The 19,339-nt window shown below is 71.6% G+C and carries 21 protein-coding genes; 11 read left to right on the top strand and 10 right to left on the bottom strand.

Annotated elements, in window-relative coordinates; translation table 11 throughout:
- The first annotated feature begins 15 nt into the window (after window positions 1–15).
- On the top strand, window positions 16–1,797 hold the full coding sequence (locus tag ABZ801_RS17660) for a M64 family metallopeptidase (protein ID WP_360698790.1): 1,782 nt from the start codon (window positions 16–18) through the stop codon (window positions 1,795–1,797).
- A 73-nt stretch (window positions 1,798–1,870) separates the two neighbouring features.
- On the opposite strand, the gene ABZ801_RS17655 is transcribed toward ABZ801_RS17660, so the two are convergent.
- Genes ABZ801_RS17655 through ABZ801_RS17645 form a run of 3 tightly spaced genes read right to left on the bottom strand, consistent with a single transcriptional unit; the run spans window position 1,871 to window position 5,966 of the window.
- On the bottom strand, window positions 1,871–3,547 hold the full coding sequence (locus tag ABZ801_RS17655) for a glycerol-3-phosphate dehydrogenase/oxidase (RefSeq protein WP_360698901.1): 1,677 nt from the start codon (window positions 3,545–3,547) through the stop codon (window positions 1,871–1,873).
- 31 nt (window positions 3,548–3,578) lie between these two features.
- Window positions 3,579–5,093 (bottom strand): glycerol kinase GlpK, encoded by a 1,515-nt coding sequence (gene glpK / locus ABZ801_RS17650; protein ID WP_344950923.1) that lies wholly within the window; start codon window positions 5,091–5,093, stop codon window positions 3,579–3,581.
- 45 nt (window positions 5,094–5,138) lie between these two features.
- Window positions 5,139–5,966, bottom strand: a complete 828-nt coding sequence (locus tag ABZ801_RS17645) for an MIP/aquaporin family protein (protein WP_344950920.1) — start codon at window positions 5,964–5,966, stop codon at window positions 5,139–5,141.
- 335 nt (window positions 5,967–6,301) lie between these two features.
- Between ABZ801_RS17645 and ABZ801_RS17640 the strand changes: the two genes are divergently transcribed.
- The 7 genes from ABZ801_RS17640 to ABZ801_RS17610 all read left to right on the top strand — a co-directional run bounded on the left by ABZ801_RS17640 (window position 6,302) and on the right by ABZ801_RS17610 (window position 11,464).
- On the top strand, window positions 6,302–7,069 hold the full coding sequence (locus ABZ801_RS17640) for an IclR family transcriptional regulator (RefSeq protein ID WP_344950917.1): 768 nt from the start codon (window positions 6,302–6,304) through the stop codon (window positions 7,067–7,069).
- A 19-nt stretch (window positions 7,070–7,088) separates the two neighbouring features.
- Entirely contained in the window at window positions 7,089–8,603 is a 1,515-nt protein-coding gene (gene glpK, locus ABZ801_RS17635) for a glycerol kinase GlpK (RefSeq protein ID WP_344950914.1), read from the top strand.
- Between the two features lie 178 nt (window positions 8,604–8,781).
- A complete protein-coding gene (locus ABZ801_RS17630) occupies window positions 8,782–8,925 on the top strand; it encodes a hypothetical protein (protein WP_344950911.1) in 144 nt (47 codons plus the stop codon).
- A 16-nt stretch (window positions 8,926–8,941) separates the two neighbouring features.
- The gene (locus tag ABZ801_RS17625) at window positions 8,942–9,199 is read left to right on the top strand and encodes a hypothetical protein (protein WP_360698787.1); all 258 of its coding nucleotides are present in this window, start codon (window positions 8,942–8,944) and stop codon (window positions 9,197–9,199) included.
- 41 nt (window positions 9,200–9,240) lie between these two features.
- Window positions 9,241–9,735 (top strand): MerR family transcriptional regulator, encoded by a 495-nt coding sequence (locus ABZ801_RS17620; protein ID WP_344950906.1) that lies wholly within the window; start codon window positions 9,241–9,243, stop codon window positions 9,733–9,735.
- Complete coding sequence (locus tag ABZ801_RS17615) at window positions 9,732–10,595, top strand: TIGR03619 family F420-dependent LLM class oxidoreductase (protein ID WP_360698784.1); 864 nt, start codon at window positions 9,732–9,734, stop codon at window positions 10,593–10,595. Before ABZ801_RS17620 ends, ABZ801_RS17615 begins: the two co-directional genes overlap by 4 nt.
- 122 nt (window positions 10,596–10,717) lie before the next feature.
- The gene (locus ABZ801_RS17610; protein ID WP_360698782.1) at window positions 10,718–11,464 is read left to right on the top strand and encodes a hypothetical protein; all 747 of its coding nucleotides are present in this window, start codon (window positions 10,718–10,720) and stop codon (window positions 11,462–11,464) included.
- Between the two features lie 186 nt (window positions 11,465–11,650).
- On the opposite strand, the gene ABZ801_RS17605 is transcribed toward ABZ801_RS17610, so the two are convergent.
- Both ABZ801_RS17605 and ABZ801_RS17600 read right to left on the bottom strand, forming a co-directional pair.
- Complete coding sequence (locus ABZ801_RS17605) at window positions 11,651–12,103, bottom strand: MaoC family dehydratase (protein ID WP_360698780.1); 453 nt, start codon at window positions 12,101–12,103, stop codon at window positions 11,651–11,653.
- A 207-nt stretch (window positions 12,104–12,310) separates the two neighbouring features.
- A complete protein-coding gene (locus ABZ801_RS17600) occupies window positions 12,311–12,904 on the bottom strand; it encodes a TetR/AcrR family transcriptional regulator (RefSeq protein ID WP_360698778.1) in 594 nt (197 codons plus the stop codon).
- Between the two features lie 69 nt (window positions 12,905–12,973).
- Here ABZ801_RS17600 and ABZ801_RS17595 point away from each other — a divergent pair, with 69 nt between their 5' ends.
- Window positions 12,974–13,786, top strand: coding sequence for a class I SAM-dependent methyltransferase (locus ABZ801_RS17595; protein ID WP_360698776.1), 813 nt, complete (start codon window positions 12,974–12,976; stop codon window positions 13,784–13,786).
- Between the two features lie 30 nt (window positions 13,787–13,816).
- Here ABZ801_RS17595 and ABZ801_RS17590 read toward each other — a convergent pair whose 3' ends face one another.
- On the bottom strand, window positions 13,817–14,557 hold the full coding sequence (locus ABZ801_RS17590; protein WP_360698774.1) for a GNAT family N-acetyltransferase: 741 nt from the start codon (window positions 14,555–14,557) through the stop codon (window positions 13,817–13,819).
- A 253-nt stretch (window positions 14,558–14,810) separates the two neighbouring features.
- Window positions 14,811–15,497: a hypothetical protein gene (locus ABZ801_RS17585; protein WP_360698772.1), complete on the bottom strand. Its 687-nt coding sequence runs from the start codon at window positions 15,495–15,497 to the stop codon at window positions 14,811–14,813.
- Between the two features lie 158 nt (window positions 15,498–15,655).
- Between ABZ801_RS17585 and ABZ801_RS17580 the strand changes: the two genes are divergently transcribed.
- Window positions 15,656–16,498: a hypothetical protein gene (locus tag ABZ801_RS17580; RefSeq protein WP_360698770.1), complete on the top strand. Its 843-nt coding sequence runs from the start codon at window positions 15,656–15,658 to the stop codon at window positions 16,496–16,498.
- 112 nt (window positions 16,499–16,610) lie between these two features.
- On the opposite strand, the gene ABZ801_RS17575 is transcribed toward ABZ801_RS17580, so the two are convergent.
- Both ABZ801_RS17575 and ABZ801_RS17570 read right to left on the bottom strand, forming a co-directional pair.
- Window positions 16,611–16,943 (bottom strand): YciI family protein, encoded by a 333-nt coding sequence (locus ABZ801_RS17575; RefSeq protein WP_344950871.1) that lies wholly within the window; start codon window positions 16,941–16,943, stop codon window positions 16,611–16,613.
- A 99-nt stretch (window positions 16,944–17,042) separates the two neighbouring features.
- Entirely contained in the window at window positions 17,043–17,324 is a 282-nt protein-coding gene (locus ABZ801_RS17570) for a hypothetical protein (RefSeq protein WP_360698767.1), read from the bottom strand.
- Window positions 17,325–17,423: 99 nt separating this feature from the next.
- Between ABZ801_RS17570 and ABZ801_RS17565 the strand changes: the two genes are divergently transcribed.
- The gene (locus ABZ801_RS17565; RefSeq protein WP_360698765.1) at window positions 17,424–18,137 is read left to right on the top strand and encodes a hypothetical protein; all 714 of its coding nucleotides are present in this window, start codon (window positions 17,424–17,426) and stop codon (window positions 18,135–18,137) included.
- Window positions 18,138–18,199: 62 nt separating this feature from the next.
- Here ABZ801_RS17565 and ABZ801_RS17560 read toward each other — a convergent pair whose 3' ends face one another.
- Window positions 18,200–19,327 (bottom strand): LacI family DNA-binding transcriptional regulator, encoded by a 1,128-nt coding sequence (locus ABZ801_RS17560; RefSeq protein WP_360698763.1) that lies wholly within the window; start codon window positions 19,325–19,327, stop codon window positions 18,200–18,202.
- Window positions 19,328–19,339: the final 12 nt, after the last annotated feature.

Below are 19,339 nucleotides of genomic sequence, written 5' to 3'. Positions count from 1 at the left end.
TGTCACTGTCTTCGGGTGCGAATCACACCCCTGCGTGCCCTCGTCCTGTCGTCGGCCGTGTCGCTGTCGGGGGTCGCCGTGCCCGGATGGGCGGCGGCCGCCGCGGCGCCGGGTGCCGCGACCGTCGTGCCGGTGCAGGTCACCGGTGAGCCCGGAAAGCGGTTCAACCTGATCGTCCTCGGGGACGGCTACACCGAGGCGGACATGGCGACGTTCCGCGCCGACGTCGACAAGCATCTGAACGTGCTGTGGAGCATCGAGCCGTTCAAGTCCTACCGCAGCTACGTCAACGTGTACCGGGTCGAGATCCCCTCCGGCGAGTCGGGCGTGAGCTGCGATCCCGACCTGGCGTCCCCGCGCAGGGAGACGCCGCTGAGGATGGCGTTCTGGGGCGGGTGCCGGCCACAGGGGCCGCAGCGGCTGCTCACCCTCGACCAGGCGGCGGCCACCCGGTACGCGGACATGGTCGCCGGGACGGGCTCGTCCAACCGGCAGATCCTGGCGCTGGGCAACAGCCGCACCTACGGCGGGGCGGGCGGCGCGTACGCCACCGCGTCCGGCGGCAACGCCATGTCCGCGCTGATCAGCCCGCATGAGCTCGGGCACTCGCTGGGCGGGCTGCAGGACGAGTACGACTACTACCAGCGCGGCGAGCCCGGCGGCACCTACACCGGCGCGGAGCCGGCCTCGCTGCACCACACGCTGCTGACCGAGGAGCAGATGCGGACGCGGCGCGCCAAGTGGTGGCGCTGGCTGGGCGAGCGCAGCGAGTCGGGCGGCACGATCGGCCGGTACGAGGGCGGGCTGTACTTCACCAGGGGCGTGTGGCGGCCCAGCGAGCACTCGATCATGAAGACGCTGGGCTACTACTTCGACCAGGTGGGCCGCGAGCGGATGACGCAGGCCGTCTCGCAGAAGGTCAGCCTGCTGCAGGACGCCACGCCCGCCGACCGTCCCGTGGGCGCCGACCGGGTGCTGTGGGTGGAGACCATGCACCCGGTGAGCCACGCCCTGCGCGTGACGTGGACGGTCGACGGCCGCACGGTGCGGGAGGGCGGCCACGACCTGGACCTTCGCCGCCTGCGCCTGCGTCCCGGCACGCACTCGGTGACGGTGACGGTCTCCGACCCCACCGGGTTCGTCCGCGACCCGGCGGTGCGCGACTCGCTGACGCGCACCCGCACGTGGACGGTGGACACCTCGCTCACCACGCCGCCGGACGGCACGCCCGACGGCCTCGCCGACAGCACCCCGGCGAACGTGCCGGTCGGCGCGCGGAGCGTCGTCTACGCCGAGACCACGCACCCGGCCAAGCGTCCGGTGAAGGTCCGCTGGACGGTCGACGGCCGTCCCGTGCGCGCCGACCGCGACCTGGACCTCAAGCGGTTCCGGCTGCGTCCCGGCACGCACCGGGTGACGGCCACGGCCGGTGAGACGACGCGCACGTGGACCGTCGACGCCACGCCGCCCGTCACCGGCTACGAGGTCTCCCGGCCCGCCGCCAAGCGGGGCGAGCACTACACCTTCGACGACCGTTTCACGTTGCGGCTGACCCCGAAGGACGACCAGGACGGTTATGTCGTGGGCGAGTTCCGGGTCGACAGGGACGGCTGGTTCACCTATTTCGGATGGCCGACCGACTCCAACGCGCCGTTCCTGTTCACGCCGGACGGCACGACGATCGACCACCTCGTCTACGGGAAACTGCCGCGCGGCAGGCACACCATCGAGTACCGGGCGATCGACGCGGCGGGCAACTACGGTTCGCCCAAGCGGTTCACCGTGACGCTGCGGTGACCGCGCCGAGAGGACGGCGCGCGTCGCGGCGGGGTGTGCTCACCGTGGCCGCGACGCGCGCCGTCGCTCCGGTTCAGGCGGCCGAGGCCGGGGACGGACGGGAGGGGCTGGGCTGCGGCAGCGGGGCCGCCGTCTCGCCTCTCTCCGCGCGGACCCGCCGCACGTGACGGTCGACCTCGTCGGCGACGTCGTCCTCGCTCCACCCGAGGAACGGCGCGATCAGCTCGGCGACGGGACGCGCCGCCGCCTCCCCGCCGTCCCACTCCTCGATCGAGATGCGGGTGCGGCGGGCCAGCACGTCCTCCAGGTGCAGCGCGCCCTCGTGCGACACCGCGTAGACCGCCTCGGCCTTGAGGTAGTCGGCCGCGCCCGGGATCGGCTCGCCGAGCGCGGGGTCCGCCGCGACCAGGTCGAGGACCTCCCGCACGCACGACCCGTACCGCCGCAGCAGGTGCTCGACGCGCGCCACGTGCAGCCCGGACGCGGCGGCGAGCCTGCGGCGGTCGTTCCACAGCACCTCGAACCCCTCGGCGCCCATGATCGGCAGGCGTTCGGTGACCGACGCGGGCACGTTCTCCTCCAGGCCACGCACGGCCGCGTCCACCGCGTCCTCGGCCATCACCCGGTAGGTGGTGAACTTGCCGCCCGCGACCACCACCAGGCCGGGCACCGGCTCGGCCACGGTGTGCTCGCGCGACAGCCGGGTCGTGTCGTCGGTGTCGCCCGACAGCAGCGGCCGCAGCCCCGCGTACACGCCCTCGATGTCGTCGTGCGTCAGCGGGACGCGCAGCCAGGTGTTGGCCTGCTCCAGGAGGTAGTCGACGTCGGCGCGGTCGGCGACGGGCTCGTCCGGGCCCTTCTCCCAGGGCGTGTCGGTGGTGCCGACGATCCAGTGCCGTCCCCAGGGGATGACGAACAGGACGCTCTTCTCCGTGCGGGTGATGAGGCCCGTGTCCATGGGGATGCGGTCGCGGGGCACGACGATGTGCACGCCCTTGGACGCCTGCACGGTGAACGCGGCGCGCGCGCCGGTCATCTTCTGCGCGCCGTCCGTCCACACCCCGGTGGTGTTGACGACCCTGCGGGCGCGTACGGCGATCTCCCGGCCGCTCTCCAGATCGCGGACGGCGGCCCCGGTGACACGTACGCCCTCGCGCAGGAAGCCCGTCACCTCGGTACGGGTGGCCACACGCGCGCCGTACAGGGCCGCGGTGCGGGCCACCATCATCGTGTAGCGGGCGTCGTCGACCTGGGCGTCGTAGTACTGCACGGCCCCGACCAGCGCGTCGTGCCGTAGCGCGGGGGCCTGGCGCAGTGCCGCGCGCCGCGACAGCTGCCTGTGCCAGGGCAGTATGCGCGCGCCGCCCATCGTGTCGTACAGGGTCACCCCCGCGCCGACGTAGGCGCGTTCCCAGATGCGGTTGCGCAGCGGGTACAGGAACCGCACCGGGCGCACCAGGTGCGGGGCGAGGCGGCTGAGCAGCAGGCCGCGTTCGCGCAGCGCCTCGCGCACCAGCCCGAAGTCGCGCTGCTCCAGGTAGCGCAGGCCGCCGTGGATGAGCTTGCTGGACCGGCTGGACGTGCCCGACGCCCAGTCGCGGGCCTCCACCAGCGCGACCGACAGGCCCCGCGAGACGGCGTCCAGCGCGGTGCCGACGCCGACGATGCCGCCGCCGATCACCAGGACGTCGAACTCCGTCCCGCCGAGGTCGTCCAGGACCTTCTCGCGGTACCCCGGTCCGAGGGCTATGGATGTCACGTGTCGCTCCCGATCAGACGTCTCAGATCTCGACCCAGTCGAGCGTGCGGGCCACGGCCTTCTTCCAGCCGGCGTAGCCCTTCTCGCGGCGCTCGTCGTCCCACTCCGGCAGCCAGCGGGCGTCCTCCTGCCAGTTGCTCTCCAGCTCCGCGGTCGACTTCCAGAACCCGGTGGCCAGGCCCGCGGCGTAGGCGGCGCCGAGCGCGGTGGTCTCGGCGACGACCGGCCGGGAGACGGGCACCCCGAGGATGTCGGCCTGCAGCTGCATGCACAGCTCGTTGGCGGTCACGCCGCCGTCCACGCGCAGCACCTCAAGGGCGACGCCGGAGTCCTGCCGCATCGCCTCCACCACGTCGCGCGACTGGTAGCAGATGGATTCCAGGGTGGCGCGGGCCAGGTGGGCGTTGGTGTTGTAGCGGGACAGGCCGACGATGGCGCCGCGGGCGTCGCTGCGCCAGTAGGGGGCGAACAGCCCGGAGAAGGCGGGCACGAAGTAGACGCCGCCGTTGTCGTCGACCTGGCGGGCCAGCGCCTCGCTCTGCGCGGCGCCGGAGATGATGCCGAGCTGGTCGCGCAGCCACTGCACCGCCGACCCGGTGACGGCGATCGAGCCCTCCAGGGCGTAGACGGGCTTGGCGTCGCCGAACTTGTAGCAGACCGTCGTCAGCAGGCCGTGCTCGGACCGCACGAGCTCCTCGCCGGTGTTGAGCAGCAGGAAGTTGCCGGTGCCGTAGGTGTTCTTGGCCTGGCCGGGTTCGAAGCACACCTGCCCGACGGTGGCGGCCTGCTGGTCGCCGAGCGCGGCGGTCAGCATGACCTCGCCGCCGACGGGGCCGCTCGCGCGGGTCGTGCCGTAGCCGCGCGGGTCGGACGACGGGCGGATCTCCGGCAGCATCGCCCGGGGGATGTCGAAGAACGACAGCAGCTCGTCGTCCCAGTCGAGGGTCTCCAGATCCATGAGCATGGTGCGGCTGGCGTTGGTGACGTCGGTGACGTGCACGCCGCCGTCGCGTCCGCCGGTCAGGTTCCACAGCAGCCACGAGTCGGTCGTGCCGAAGATCGCGTCGCCGGCCTCGGCGGCCTCGCGCACCCCGGGGACGTTCTCCAGGATCCACTGGATCTTGCCGCCCGCGAAGTAGGTGGCCGGGGGCAGGCCCGCCTTGCGGCGGATCACGTCGCCGCGTCCGTCGCGGTCCAGCGCGGCGGCGATGGCGTCGGTGCGGGTGTCCTGCCAGACGATCGCGTTGTGGTACGGCCGGCCGGTGCGGCGGTTCCACACCACCGTGGTCTCGCGCTGGTTGGTGATGCCGAGCCCGGCCAGGTCGCTGTGCTGCAGGTTCGCCTTGGTCAGGGCGGTCTCGATGACGGCGCGGGTGCGCTCCCAGATCTCGGTGGGGTTGTGCTCGACCCAGCCCGCCCGCGGCAGGATCTGCTCGTGCTCCAGCTGGTGGCGGGCGATCTCGTTGCCACCGTGGTCGAAGATCATGAACCGGGTGCTGGTGGTGCCCTGGTCGATCGCTCCGACGAAGTCAGCCATGTGGTCCTCTCCAGGTGGTCAGGCGGGCGTGTCAGGGGGGCCGGGTCAGGCGGGCTGGTGCTCGGTCTTCTCCGGGACGGTGGCCGCGGCGCTCTCCTCGTCGCCCGGCAGGAACCGGTGGATCAGGACCTTGTAGAGCCCCGCGCCGAGCACCCCGCCGACCAGCGGTCCCACGATCGGGACCCAGAAGTACAGGTCGCCGTACTGGTCGCGCCAGGCGGTCCCGTATCCGGTGAGGAACGAGGCCAGGCGCGGGCCGAAGTCGCGGGCCGGGTTGATCGCGTAGCCGGCGTCCGTGCCCCAGGCCATGCCGATCGCGACCACCAGCAGGCCGATCACCACCGGGGTCAGGTTGGCCAGCGGCGGCCGGTTGCGGACGTCGGTGAGGGCCAGGATCACGAACAGCAGGATCGCGGTGCCGATGACCTGGTCGCGCAGCCCGCCCCACATCGTCACCGGCAGTTCCCCGTTGCCCGGCAGCGTCGAGAACACGCCCTGCGTCTTGATGGTGTGGCCGGGATCGGCCTTGGCGAGGACCTCGCTGTAGTTCCAGCGGACGAGCAGCGCCGCCACGAACGCGCCGGCGGTCTGCGCCAGCACGTACGGCGCCACCTTGCGCCACGGATGATCGCGGAAGACCGCCAGCGCGACGGTCACGGCGGGGTTGAGGTGGGCGCCGCTGATGCGCGCCGCCACGTACACGCCCAGGGTGACACCGATTCCCCAGGCCCAGGCGATGCTGTCGTGGTCACCGATCCCGGCCGCGGCGACCTGCGCGACCACTCCGACTCCGAACAGGATGAGGATCATGGTTCCGGCGAACTCGGCGGCGATCTCCCCGGCGAGTCCCGGCACCCTGCTGCGTACCGCCATGCTGACCTCCTCGGACGGGCGGGCAGGGGCGCGCGGCCACGGGTGGTGCGGGCGGCCGCACGCTGGGGGCGAGGGGCGCCGCGTCGTCGGCCGGGTCGCGGCCGGGGGTGGGCGTGACGCTCCTCGGCTGCCGAGGACGCTAGAACGGCGCTCGGCGACCGGCAACGGACGGGTGCCGACAATGTCGAACACTTTCACCCTCACCCCGCGCCCGTTACGCTCCCTGCTGTGCGGCGGATCACACCATTCGGGCAGTTCGCGGCAGAAATGACGGTGATGGCGACCCATGCCGACAATGTCGGCACCTGGGGTGAAGATGAACTACGCTCGCGTCCATGCCGGGACCGGTGCAGTCGATCGAGCGGGCCGCGGCCATCCTGCGGCTGCTGGCCGGCAGCTCGGGACGGCTGGGCGTCGGCGAGATCGCCCAGTCGCTCGGCCTGGCGCGCGGCACCGCGCACGGCATCCTGCGCACGCTGGAACGCGTGGGGTTCGTCGAGCAGGACAAGGCCAGCGGAAAATATCAGCTCGGCGCCGCCCTGCTCCACCTCGGCACCAGCTACCTGGACGTCAACGAGCTGCGCTCGCGCGCCATCAACTGGGCCGACGCGCTGGCCGCCCGCAGCGGCGAGGCGGTGCGCATCGGCACCCTGCTGGACGGTCAGGTCCTCGTCGTGCACCACGTGTTCCGTCCCGACGACACGCTCCAGGCGATGGACGTCGGGTCGCTGCTGCCGCTGCACGCCACCGCGCTCGGCAAGGCGCTGCTCGCCCACGACGCCAACGCCGCCGCCTGCGTCCGCGGCGTCGCACTGGAGGCGTTCACCCGCCGCACCGTCACCGACGCCCGGCAGCTGGCCCGCGCCCTCACCCAGGTGCGCGAACGCGGCTGGGCGTCGGAGATCGAGGAGCTGTCGATCGGCGAGGCCGCCATCGCCGCGCCGATCCGCGGCCACGGCGGCCTGGTCGTGGGGGCGATCGGGGTGTCCGGGGCGATCGAGCGCATCTGCGACGCCCAGCGCGTCCCGGCCGCCAAACTCGTGGGGTTCGTGCGGGACGCGGCCCGCGCGGTCTCCCGTGACCTGGGGGGATCTCGCTGGTGACGACAGGGGGTGAGGGGCCGTGGTCGAACGCTACGTGATGTCCATCGACCAGGGCACCACGTCGACCCGCTGCATCCTGTTCGACCACAGCGGCCGCCTCGTCGCCGTCGCGCAGCGCGAGCACCGGCAGCACTTCCCCCGGCCCGGCTGGGTCGAGCACGACCCCGTGGAGATCTGGCGCAACCTCGAACGCATCGCGCCGGAGGCCCTCGCCCAGGCCGGCGCCACCCCCGCCCAGGTGGCCGCCGTCGGCATCGCCAACCAGCGCGAGACCACCGTCCTGTGGGACCGGCTGACCGGCGCGCCCGTCGGACGCGCCGTCGTCTGGCAGGACACCCGCACCGACGCCCTGGTCGAGGAGCTGTCGCGCGCCCCGAACGCCGCGCTCGTCACCGAGCGCAGCGGCCTGCCGCTGGCCACCTACTTCTCCGCCCCGCGCATCCGCTGGACCCTCGACCACGTCCCCGGCCTGCGCGAACGCGCCGAACGCGGCGAGGTGCTGTTCGGCACCATGGAGAGCTGGCTGATCTGGAACCTCAGCGGCGGGGTGGACGGCGGCGTGCACGTGACCGACGTCACCAACGCCAGCCGCACCCTGCTCATGGACCTCAAGACGCTGAGCTGGGACGAGGACCTGCTGGCGTTCTTCGGCGTCCCCCGGGCCATGCTGCCGGAGATCCGCTCGTCCACCGAGAGCTACGCCACCGCCCGCCGGGTCTTCCCCGGGGTGCGCATCGGCGCCGCGCTCGGCGACCAGCAGGCCGCGCTGTTCGGGCAGACGTGCTTCTCCCCCGGCGAGACCAAGTGCACCTACGGCACCGGCGCGTTCCTGCTGATGAACACCGGCACCACCCCCGTCCGGTCGGCCAACGGGCTGCTCACCACCGTCGGCTACAAGATCGGCGACGAGCCCGCGGTGTACGCGCTGGAGGGCTCGATCGCGGTGACCGGCGCGCTGGTGCAGTGGTTCCGCGACCGGCTCGGGCTGATCTCCACCGCCCCGGAGATCGAGACGCTGGCCCGCACCGTCGAGGACAACGGCGGCTGCTACATCGTCCCGGCGTTCTCCGGGCTGTTCGCCCCGCACTGGCGCAGCGAGGCCCGCGGCATCATCGTCGGCCTGACCTCCTACATCACCAAGGGCCACCTGGCCCGCGCGGTGCTGGAGGCCACCGGCTGGCAGACCCGCGAGGTGGTGGACGCGATGAACCGCGACTCGGGCCTCAGCCTGCGCGAGCTGAAGGCCGACGGCGGCATGACCGCCGACAACCTGCTCATGCAGTTCGTCGCCGACGTGCTGAACGTGCCCGTCGAGCGGCCCATGGTCGTCGAGACGGTCTCCCTGGGCGCCGCCTACGCGGCCGGCCTCGCCGTCGGCTACTGGCCGGACCTGCGGGGCCTGCGCCGCAACTGGCACCGCGCCGCCCGCTGGGTCCCGTCGATGGACCCGCGGCGGCGCGAGAGCGAGTACGACAACTGGCGCCGGGCGGTGGAACGGACGTTCGACTGGGCAAAGCCCAATAAACAGGACTGAGCAGGCATAACGGTCGTTCCCCCGGGTAGGCCCGCCCGTAACGGTCTAGACCATTTTGCGGTAGGGGCCGGGTTATCGGAGAAGATCTGTCCACTTGCTGGTGTTGTACCGCAAGGACGATCAGTCCGCACAAGATCATCGGCCGCGTCAGCGGCCCCATGGGAGGAACACCGCGAACATGAGCAGCCGTCTCGCCAACCCTCGCCGCACCAGGCTCGACGCCTGGCCGAAGCAGCGCACGGTCGACGTACGGACCGACCAGGGCGCCAAGCCCACCGAGTCCACGTCGCCCGCACCCGAGGCAGAGCGCGCCGATCGTTGATCGGCCGACATCCAGGTTGCTCACTGGGCCCGTCCCGCACGGGCTTCCCATCCCCAACCACTCTGTCCACCCGGGGGCGCCTCCACTCCGGAGGCGCCCCCGGCGGGTCCCCGGCGAGACCCTTCGCTGGCAGATCAACTACCGCTTCAGCTGCTACCACGGGTGGTCGTACAGGCTCGACACCCTCAACCTGGCCTACGGCACCGCCTTCCCACCCGACGTCTTCCTGACCCCGCCCACCCGCAACGTCGACGAACGCGCCCGCCTGTTCTAGGGCGGGCTTGACCTTGTCACCGGTGTCAAGGGATAGCGTTCATGATCCGTGGAACGGGAGGGCCGATGCGGATCGGGGAGTTCGCCGAGCGTGCGGGCGTGAGCACGCGTGCGCTGCGCTACTACGAGAAGCAGGGGCTGTTGCCGGCCCGGCGCGCGGCCAACGGCTACCGGGAGTACGACGAGTCCGACCTGCGGCTGGTCGCGGAGATCCGCACCCTGCTGGCGGCGGGATTCACCCTGGAGGACGCCCGGCCGTTCGTCGACTGCCTGCGCGCGGGCAACGACGTGGGCAGCGCGTGCGCGGAGTCGGCCGCCGTCTCCCGGCGCAAGCTCGCCGAGATCGACGCGGAGATCCGCACCCTGCTCAGGCGCCGCGCCGAGATCGCCGGCCAACTGACCCGGGACTGCCCCGGCTGCGAACTGTTCCCGGCCGCGGAACTCCCCCGGCCGCTGCCTCCCCGCCGCCAGCCCGGCACCGGCCGCCTGCGAGGCGGCCCGCCGTCCCGCACCGACTCCCGAACGAGGACGCAGTGAAATTCGCCACCAGCTACAGCACGCCCTTCTACGGCGCCGACCCCGACAAGCTGATCGCCTATGCCCGGCACGCCGAAGCCTGCGGCTTCGAGGCCCTGTACCTGCCGGAGCACATCGCCCTGTACCCCGGCGCGCAGATCAGGGGAATGGAACTGCCCCCGTCACTGCCCTACCCCGACCCGCTCACCTGCCTGACCTTCGTCGCCGCGGCCACGGAGCGGATCCTGCTCGGGACGGGCGTCCTGCTGCTGCCCTACCACCACCCGGTGACGCTCGCCAAGCGCCTGGCCACCATCGACGTGCTCTCCAAAGGCCGGATGCGACTGCTGACCATCGGCGTCGGAGCGCTCCCGGGCGAGGCCCAGGCGGTGGGAGTCGACTACCGCACCCGCGGCCGCCGCGCCGACGAGGCCATCCAGGTGATGCGGCTGCTGTGGGCGGGAGGCGAAGAGGGCGTCAGCTTCCACGGGGAGTTCTTCTCCTTCGACGACCTCAGCAGCTTCCCCAAGCCCTTCAACGCGACTGACCTGCCGATCCACGTCGGCGGCTCCAGCCGGGCGGCCGCCCGCCGCGCCGGACGCCTCGGCGACGGCTACTTCCCCGGCGGTGCGCTGGCCCCGGCCGAACGCGCCGCCCAGATGGACCTCGCCCGCTCGACCGCCGTCGAGGCCGGCCGCGACCCGGAAGCACTGGAGTACACCCGCTTCGGCTCGATGGACATGTCCACCGAACGAGTAGAAGCGTTCGCCGCCCAGGGCGTGACCCGCATCGTCGTAGGCCCCACCACCACCGACCCGGACGAACAACGCGAAGAAATGACCACCTTCGCCACCCGCTTCAACCTCACCACACCCAAGTGACACCCTCCGACTCCAAGCACCACACGGAACAACGCGCCGACGCGCCGGGGCGCCGTCGTCCGCGCCCGGGAGAATCGGTGCTGAACGTCGGTGGTGATCGATAGCGTGCCGGGATGAGTGAAATGGCTCCTCGGCATGTGTTGTGCGTACTCGGCTCCGGGCTGGGCCTTGCGGAGATCGAACGGGTCGCCGCCGGCTTCGGCGGTTTCGTGCTCGACCGCGAGTACTCCGAGGCCGAACCCGATCCGCGGATGCCGGAGGCGTTCGAGGCCAGTATGGCGGCGGCTTCGTTCGACGAGGAGGACTGGGCCGCCGTGGAGTCCCACGACACGGTCGGCTACCTGCTGTCCGCGCCGATGATGCGGGAGCTGGCGGCCGACACTTCGCGGCGGCTGCTGGCGGCGACGGCCGCTCTGCTGCGGTCCGGCGCCACTGCGGTGAAGAACGAGAGCAGTGGACTCACCCACGGCCGGGACCGCTGGCTCGCGCTGGCCGACCGAGCGGCCGACGCCAAGGACGAGGACCTGGCCGATGCGCTCGTCACCGCCTGGGTGAAGCGGCCGATCTACGACGGCCGGGTTCTCTACAGCTGCGGCATGCACCTGCTCGGCGCCCCCGAGGTGGAGATCGAGGTCGGTGAGGAGCAGCTGACCGAGGACGATCTGCCCGACCTGGTCGCGCATCTGGACACGCTGGCGATCTACCTGCTGACCGATCCACGCGCCGAGGAGATCGAGGACGGCGCCGGCTTCCGGATGACCGAGGACGCTCCCAGATGGGTGCTGCGTACCGGCACATGCGACCGCTACGACGAGGACGACCTGTTCTTCAACCCGTACGGATACGTCCGGCTGACTCACCCCGGGTGACGAAACAGAGAGCGGGGCCGCCGTCGCTCCGTTCCCTGACGCCAAGGGCACGGCATGTCCGTGCCGGAACCGTCCCGCCTCACCTGGCGGGTAGCCGCACCTAGCGGCGTCCGTGGAAGTCGCGGCCGCGTCTCCTGTGATCGCCATGGGCGGCAGTCGACGATGCCCGGCATCGCGGGCGGGGCGTCAGGCGATGTAGAGGGAGAGGGTCTCGGCGACGCAGGCGGGGCGTTTTTCGCCTTCGACTTCGACCGTGACCCGCACCGTCGACAGCTTGCCCGCCGGGGAGTTCTTCAGGTCGACCAGTTCGGCGCCGCCTCGTACGCGGGAGCCGACCTTGACCGGGGCCGGGAAGCGAACCTTGTTGAGACCCACGTTGACGCCCATCTTCAGCCCGTCGATCCGGAAGATCTCCGGCATGAACGCGCTGACCAGCGACAGGGTGAGATAACCGTGCGCGATGGTGGCGCCGTACGGGCCGGCGGCGGCCTGTTCGGGGTCGACGTGGATCCACTGGTGGTCGTCGGTCGCTTCGGCGAACAGGTCGATCTGCCGCTGGGTCACCTCTCGCCAGGGGCTGTAGCCCAGGTGCTCCCCCTTGGCGGCGGCGAACTCGGCAAGATCCGCGAAACGTCTCATACGCATGATCGTTCCGATTGATCAGCGGCGGGACAACGCCGCGCGATGACAACAGTCGCCATCGGCTGCTTGTCCGCCCGGCGCCTTGCGCGCGATCCGCCTCGCCGTTCTCCGAGGCTCGAGACCGCCTGAGTCAACCGGGCGACGGTGCCGGGTGTCTCCTCGTATTGCACAGCCCGTCTGGTCGGGCGCTGCGCCGGGGGCTTGTCACGGCTGTCGGACGACGGCGCCGATGACCGTGGTGACGACGTTGCGGACGGCTTCGGGGGCCGGCGCCGGGCCCGTCCGATCGGCGAACAGCAGGTGCCCGGCTCCGATCAGGGTCGGGGCGAGCGTGTCCACGTCGGCGTCCGGATCGAGGCGGCCCAGGTCGCGTTCGGCGGTGAGGTAGGACGCGATCATGGTCGTGGCCTCTGCCAGGAGCGGGACGCCGGTCGGCCTGGCCTGGCGCAGCCGGGCGCGCAGGTTGTCCCGGGACGTGATGAGGGCGACGATCGCCACGGCGACCGACTCGAACAGGTCCGTCAGGACGCGGGTGAGGTTGTCGGCGACGGTGCCGGTCCCGGCGCGGTCGCGCAGGGCGGCGGCCTGGTCGTCGATCCGGGCGACGCGGTCGAGCACGAGCTCGGCGAGGAAGGCGTCGAAGTCGGCGAAGTGGCGGTGCAGGACGCCCTTGGCGCAGCCCGCCTCCGTGGTGACCGCCCGGCTGGTCAGCGCGTCCGGCCCGTCCCGGAGCAGGACGCGCTCGGCGGCGACGAACAGCTGTTCGCGCACGTCACGGATGGCCACCCCTGTCGGCATCGCCGCATCCCCTCCTCGTGTCGGGCCAACACGGTAGACGAGTGGGCATGTGCCCACTAGTGTGGGCACATGCCCACTCTAACAACGCCCGAAAACGAGCCCCATCGTCACCGGCAGATGGCCGAGTCGTTCGGCGTGGACGCCGAACGCTACGACCGGACCCGGCCCCGATACCCCGACGCGCTGATCAGCAGGCTGATGGCCGCCAGTCCCGGGCCCGACGTCCTCGACGTCGGCTGCGGCACCGGCATCGAGGCCCGGCAGATCCAGGCGGCCGGCGGCCGGGTGCTCGGGGTCGAGCCCGACGCGCGCATGGCCGACTTCGCGCGGCGCAGTGGGATCGAGGTCGAGGTGGCGACGTTCGAGTCCTGGGACTCCGCGGGCCGGGTGTTCGACGCGGTCGTCGCCGCGACGGCCTGGCACTGGGTGGACCCGGTCACGGGCGCGGCGAAGGCTGCCGAGGCGCTGCGTCCCGGTGGACTGCTCGCCGTGTTCTGGAACGCCTTCCAGCTTCCGGCGTCCGTGGCCGACGCCTACGCCACCGTCTACCAGCGGGTGGTGCCCGACTCGCCGTTCAACTTCCAGGCGGGAAGGCAGTCCCTGGACGCCTACCAGCTGATGTGCACCAAGGCCGCCGACGGGATCCGGGCGGCGGGCGGCTTCGGCGAGCCGGAACAGTGGCGCTTCGATTGGGAGCAGTTCTACACCCGCGACGAATGGCTGGACCAGCTGCCCACCACCGGCGCCCTCACCCCCCTCCCTCAGGACAAGCAGGCGGAGGTGCTGGAGGGCGTGGGAGCCGCCGTCGACGCCCTGGGCGGCAGTTTCACCATGCGGTACGCCACGGTGGCCGTCACCGCGGCCCGAACCGGCACCACCTGATCCGGCCGCTCAGCCGACACTCCGGACGCCTCACCCGAACGCGACCACGACACGATCGTGCACCGGCCGGTATCCCAGGCGCTGGTAGAGGGCGTTGCTCGTGGGATTGGCCAGATCGGTGAACAACACCACCTCGTGACCCCGCTCCAGCGCCTGCCGGCTGATCGCCGCCGTCACGGCTCCGCCATAGCCGCGCCCGCGCAGTTCGTCGGGGGTGTAGACGGGCGCGATCCGGACGACGCCCGCAACCGGCCGGGTGGACCCGGCCATCGAGACGGGTACGCCGTCGGCCTCCCACAGGCTGAGCCTGCCATGGCCGATCCGGTCGTCCACGGCGGGCGCCGGGTCACCCGACGGCTCGCCGACGTCCCGGTAGAACGCTTCGTGCCAGGCCAGCAACAGGTCCCGATCATCGGGTCGGGCCGGCCGCGCACCCCCGGGCGGCGCCGGACTGGGAGGGACGAGCCGCCCGAGCCGGTACAACCGGGTGCGCTTCACGACCTGAGCGCCGACGCCGGTGCGGCGTCCCCACGCGGCGGCGAACGCCTCGGCGGTCCCGGGCTCGGCGTTGAACCCGGATATCCGGGTGCCCGCCAGTGCCCGCGCCAGCGACTCGGTCGCCTCCCCTGCGGACAGGGCGGCCACGACGGGGCGCGGCGGAGTCTGCACGAAAGCGCCCCCGACCTGGCCGTCCTGTTCCCGCCACCAGCCGAACAACGGCGTCCCGCCATAGCCAGGGGCGCGCACGGAGACGTTCTCCGTGATCGTCAAGAGCAGGTTGTGCTCCACCGGCCGGGACTGCAGGACTCCCCCGCGGCCTCGCGGAACTCCGCGACGCTTTCGCCCATGGCCCAGCTCATGTGATCTCCCGGTTCGTCGAAGGCTCTGGCCCGGGAAGCCTGGATCGCGGCGCCCTGGTCGAGGCCGCCGATCGGCCAGGCGCTCGAACGAGGCGTCGTAGGCGTGCATGTGCGCCCAGGTGCGCGATCTGGGACGTTCGGTCGGCGCCCGGCCTTCCACTACGTCAACGACGTTTGAGAGCCATGTCCAGCCGCCGCCGGAACGGCTTGTAGTCGTGGTCGGGAAACCACTTCGGGAACAGTTCGAGCATCGTGCGGAGCCTGGTGACCGTGCTGTCGCCGCCCCTGAGCGGGTTCTTGGTGAACAGGTACTGCCAGCCGAAGGTGCCCTTCGTGACGCGCAGGGCGTCGAGGTATCCCTGGTAGTCGAGATCCAGCTTGTAGTAGTCATCGCCGGTCTTGTCGAACCAGATCTCGGGCTCCTCGACGCCCGGCTGCACCCTGAGTGCGGCGAGATGGCCGGTGCCCCACTCGGGGGTTCCGTCGATGCCCCGGAGTTCGGACTGAAGCCGTTCTTCCTCGGGCGTCATGTTCGCCCAGAGTTCGAGCGGTCGCCGATCCAGCACGGCGGTCTCCAAGGCCGCCATGCAGAACTCCCCGGCGATGAAGTGTTCCTTGCCCTCGGCGCTCTGCCAGGCGCTGCCGAGATACTCGAACCGGAAGTGGCAGTCCCGGAAGGACGGGCCCAGCGGCATGCCCGTGACGACGGAGACGGTCTCGATGCTGGTCTCGGCATCCTCGATCTCGGGGTCGATCTCCCTGTACTCGTTGAGGACCTCGATCTCGGGGCAGTTCTTCAGTTCGTCCAGGACGTCGATCCAGGTCTGCTCGTAGGGGGTCAAGTCAACCATCAGGCGAGCGTAGGGCGTGGGGCGGGACGGTGCCTCCCGAACACCAGGCCCGAACACCAGACGTGGATGTCTACGTCGGTGAGCGTCCGCTTCGCGAACTCCATGCGAGCCGTCGACCGGCCGGGGCCGCTACGATCTCGCGTGTTGATCAGCGGGCCGTGCGGACGAAGGAGCCTGGTGCTGCCGGTGACGGCGTGGGTCGCGGCGAACAGGGCGGCCATTGGATTTCGAGCACGACCGGCGAGCCCGCGCATCGCGCCCACACCACCGGGAGCCTTCTGATGCTCGATGACATGCGCGTTCTGCGCGATGCGGTCGAGGAATACCGTGCTGCGGCGACGGCCGCGGGTATCACCTGGCCCGAGCGCGGTGAATCGCCCGGCGCGCAGCCTCCCGACCTGGTCTACCGGCTCTTCGACGTGGACCATGTCGCCGAGCAGTTGACCTGGCTGCAGTCCCAGGCGTGGCCCGAACCGGCGTTCCCCGAAGGCGGATACCTCGTCCCGTGGCCGACCGACGGGGGCGAGGCCCTCGACAATCTGTCGTTGTCGATCGGTACCCCCTTCCCCTGGCGCCATCAACTGACCCTGCTCCACTTCGATGTCCTCTTCTACACGTTCGTGCTCGCAGGCGACCACGAGGGCGAGATCTGGCGCTACGAGATCTCCCCCGACGCCTGGGACGCGGTTCGCGCCGCCGACAGCCTGGCCGCCTTGTTCACCGAGTGGACGAAAGGGATGGCCGCCGGTGTGGTGCGCCCCACCGATATCAGCGGGGACAGGTGGCTTCTGGTCGGCGGCGACGGCCGCGACACCTTCGAGGTGCTCCAGGAACACGGCCTCGATCCCTTCGCCTTCCCGGTGGCCCCACTAGAGGAAACGCTGCTGCGTGCCCGGCAGCGCGAATGCGGGGTCGACATGACCTGCATCGCCCGGGGCTTCGACTGCCACGAGGAGTTGCTCGACGCGATCGACGCCACCCGAGCGTCCCTGGGCATGTGATCCCGCGCCGCCCGTCCAACCGAGGTGGGCCACCGCGGATGACCTCCTCGTAGGGTTCCCGCCACATGGGCCCAGGCCCACCACCGAAGCAGACCCCCAGAGGGGCACGCTTCTACGGCGACTCCTGCAGCGGCCAGACCTCGACCACGCCGTGCGCCACCGCGCACGGGGTTTTCGACACCAGTCGGACGGCTTCCTCCAAGGTCGCGGCTTCGATGATCGCGAAGCCGGCCACCGGGAGAGCAGAGGACATGAAGGAACCGCTCTCCACCGTCATGCCGGCATCGTCGTGGTTGCGCACCTGTACGGGCGAGCCGGCAATGCCCATGACGGCTCCCGCCTCCCGCAAGCGGGCGTCATGCGCATGTGCCTCCTGGCGTACCGCCGCGCCGGTGCGGTCGTAGCCCTCCTGGTCTCCGTACCCGATGGTCACGAACTTCGCCACAACAGGTCTCCGTCCTCTCGCTCGCACGGAACGCTCATCGGCACCGACCTCAGCCCGGAACAGAACTCATCGTTCGCGCCACGACGTCCGTGAACCGGCTCAGGCCGTCCGGCCGGTGGCGCGTTCACTCCCATATCCGCGACGATCACGACCGCGAACCCGGACGAGGCGCCGGCGGGTCGGCCGGGCCTCCGTCCGCATCGTGTGTTCCTTGCCGGCGATGCCGCGTTCACCCACAGGGCGAGTCCAGAACGCTGATCTGGCAGGCAGGCTCTGGGCCTCCATGGCGATGAGCTGCGTCGATATGCCGTCGGATATGTATCCAGTAGCGTTATTGAGATTTGACATGCTTCGTCCGGTGTTGCTGAACTCGCTGGTCATGAGGCAGAGCATGCGCTTCCCGGTCACCCGATCCCCGCAGGACGGGGCGCGAACGCGCGGGGGCGCGCCCGCGTCGGTGCCGGGCGCTGGGAACGCGTTGTGAGCACCGACCGGGCCTCTGCCAGGAAGCATGTGGTGGCCGCCGCCGTCGCCCTGGTCGGCGGGATGGCGCTGGCGTTCACGGCCAATGGCGAGGGCGCTTTCGCCATCCTGTCCCTGGTCGGCGTGCCGGCGCTGCTGGTCGCGCTGTTCGTGCTGCCGTTGCGGTCGTCACTCTCTCCCCGCGACCTGCGCAGGGTCGGGTGGGGTGCCGCCGCCGTGCTGAGCGGCGGGCTGCTGCTCCTGGCCGCGGCCGCGCCGAAGTTCGCGGTGCTGCTGGTGCTCCTCGCCGCGCTGTACCTGATGATCGCCTGGCCGTTGGCCGTCTCCAGCGCCGGTGTGATGGCGGTCGCGGCGGTCAGGTCGGGGCTGTCGGCGGGGCCGGCGGCACGGCGGACCTGGGGGCGGATGTCGTGGACGTGGCTGCTGGCCCTCGTGGCGACCTACGGCTACGGGTTCTCACACTTCGACGACGCGATGGTCGACGTCAAGGACCGGGTGTGCCGCTTCGACCCCTCAGGCGGACAGCCCGGCCACAGCGGTGGGCAGAGCCTGCTGCCGCTGAGCGACACCACCTGTGGCGCCGACACGATGCCCGGATTCGTCAACCCGCTGCTGGCCGTCCTCGCCGCTCTCCTGGCGGTGTGCGTCGCGGGATACGTCGCGATCCGGCTCAGACCCCGGGCCGCTGCCGCTTCGCCCAGCTCGACGTGACCTCCGCCGAATCCGTAGTCGCGGCGGACACCGTGAAGTCATGCGGGTGGGCCGGTCGGCCCCTACCGGGCGGCCGTGGCGGAGCCGGCGGGCGGCGGCGTGCCGTCGGGGGCGGCGGCTCGACGAGGGGCGGGGACGCGGGGGGCCGGGACGCCGGGGGGCGGGGCGGTGCTGGCGCGGAGGATGACCCGGCCGGCCATGCGCTCTATGCGGCTGCGGCTGGCGCGGGGTTCCTTGAGGGCCAGGCGCATGGCGCGTTCGCCCATCTCGTCCAGCGGGAGGGCGACCGTGGTGAGCGGCGGGGTGAGGTCGGCGACGATGGGGATGTCGTCGAAGCCCGCCAGGGAAACCTCGCCGGGCACGTCGACGCCGTGGTCGCGGAAGGCGGTCAGCGCGCCGATCGCCATCACGTCGGTGACCGCGAACACGCACGTGGGACGGGGATTGAGGCGGAGCAGTTCGGCGGCGGCCGCGTAGCCGCCGTCGCGGGTGAAGCCGCCCTCCAGCACGCGGGGGCGCAGCCCGGCGTCGGCCAGCGCGCCGGTGAAGCCGGCCAGCCGGTCGGCGACGGTGGTCAGGGACCGCGGGCCCGTCAGGACGGCGAAGTCGCGGTGGCCGAGGTCGAGCAGGGCGCGCGCCAGGGCGGCGGCGCCCTCGCGGTTCTGCGGCTGGACGGTGTCGACGCGCAGGCTGCGGTGGCGGCTGACGACCGCGACCCGCCCGCCGGCGCGCACGTAGGGGTCCAGCTCGGCGGCCATGGCGCGTTCCCACGCGCGGTCCTCGAAGCCGGAGCCGATGAGCAGGATCGCGCGGGCGCGCTGGGCGCGCAACATCGCGATGTACTCGATCTCGCGGTCGGGGTCGCGGAAGGTGCTGGCCAGCATGACCAGCAGGTCGTGTTCGGCGGCGGTGCGCATCACCCCCCGCGAGATCGCGGCGAAGTAGGGGTCGCTGACGTCGTGGCAGATCACGCCGATGGCCTTGCTGGACGAGCTGGCGAGGGCCTGGGCGTGCGCGTTCGGCGCGTACGCCAGCTCCGCGGCCACGGCCAGCACCCGCTCGCGCAGGTCGGCGCGAACCTGCGCGGTGCCGTTGAGCACCCGGGACGCGGTCGCCAGTGACACATCCGCCCGCCGCGCCACGTCCCGCAGGGTCACGTGCGAACGCCCAGGTCCCGTCTGCTCGCCCATCGCCGCCCTCTC

This window comes from Actinomadura sp. NPDC047616 (genome assembly GCF_040642915.1).
Classification (GTDB): Bacteria; Actinomycetota; Actinomycetes; order Streptosporangiales; family Streptosporangiaceae; genus Spirillospora; species Spirillospora miaoliensis.
This window is presented reverse-complemented; position numbering and strand designations above follow the sequence as displayed.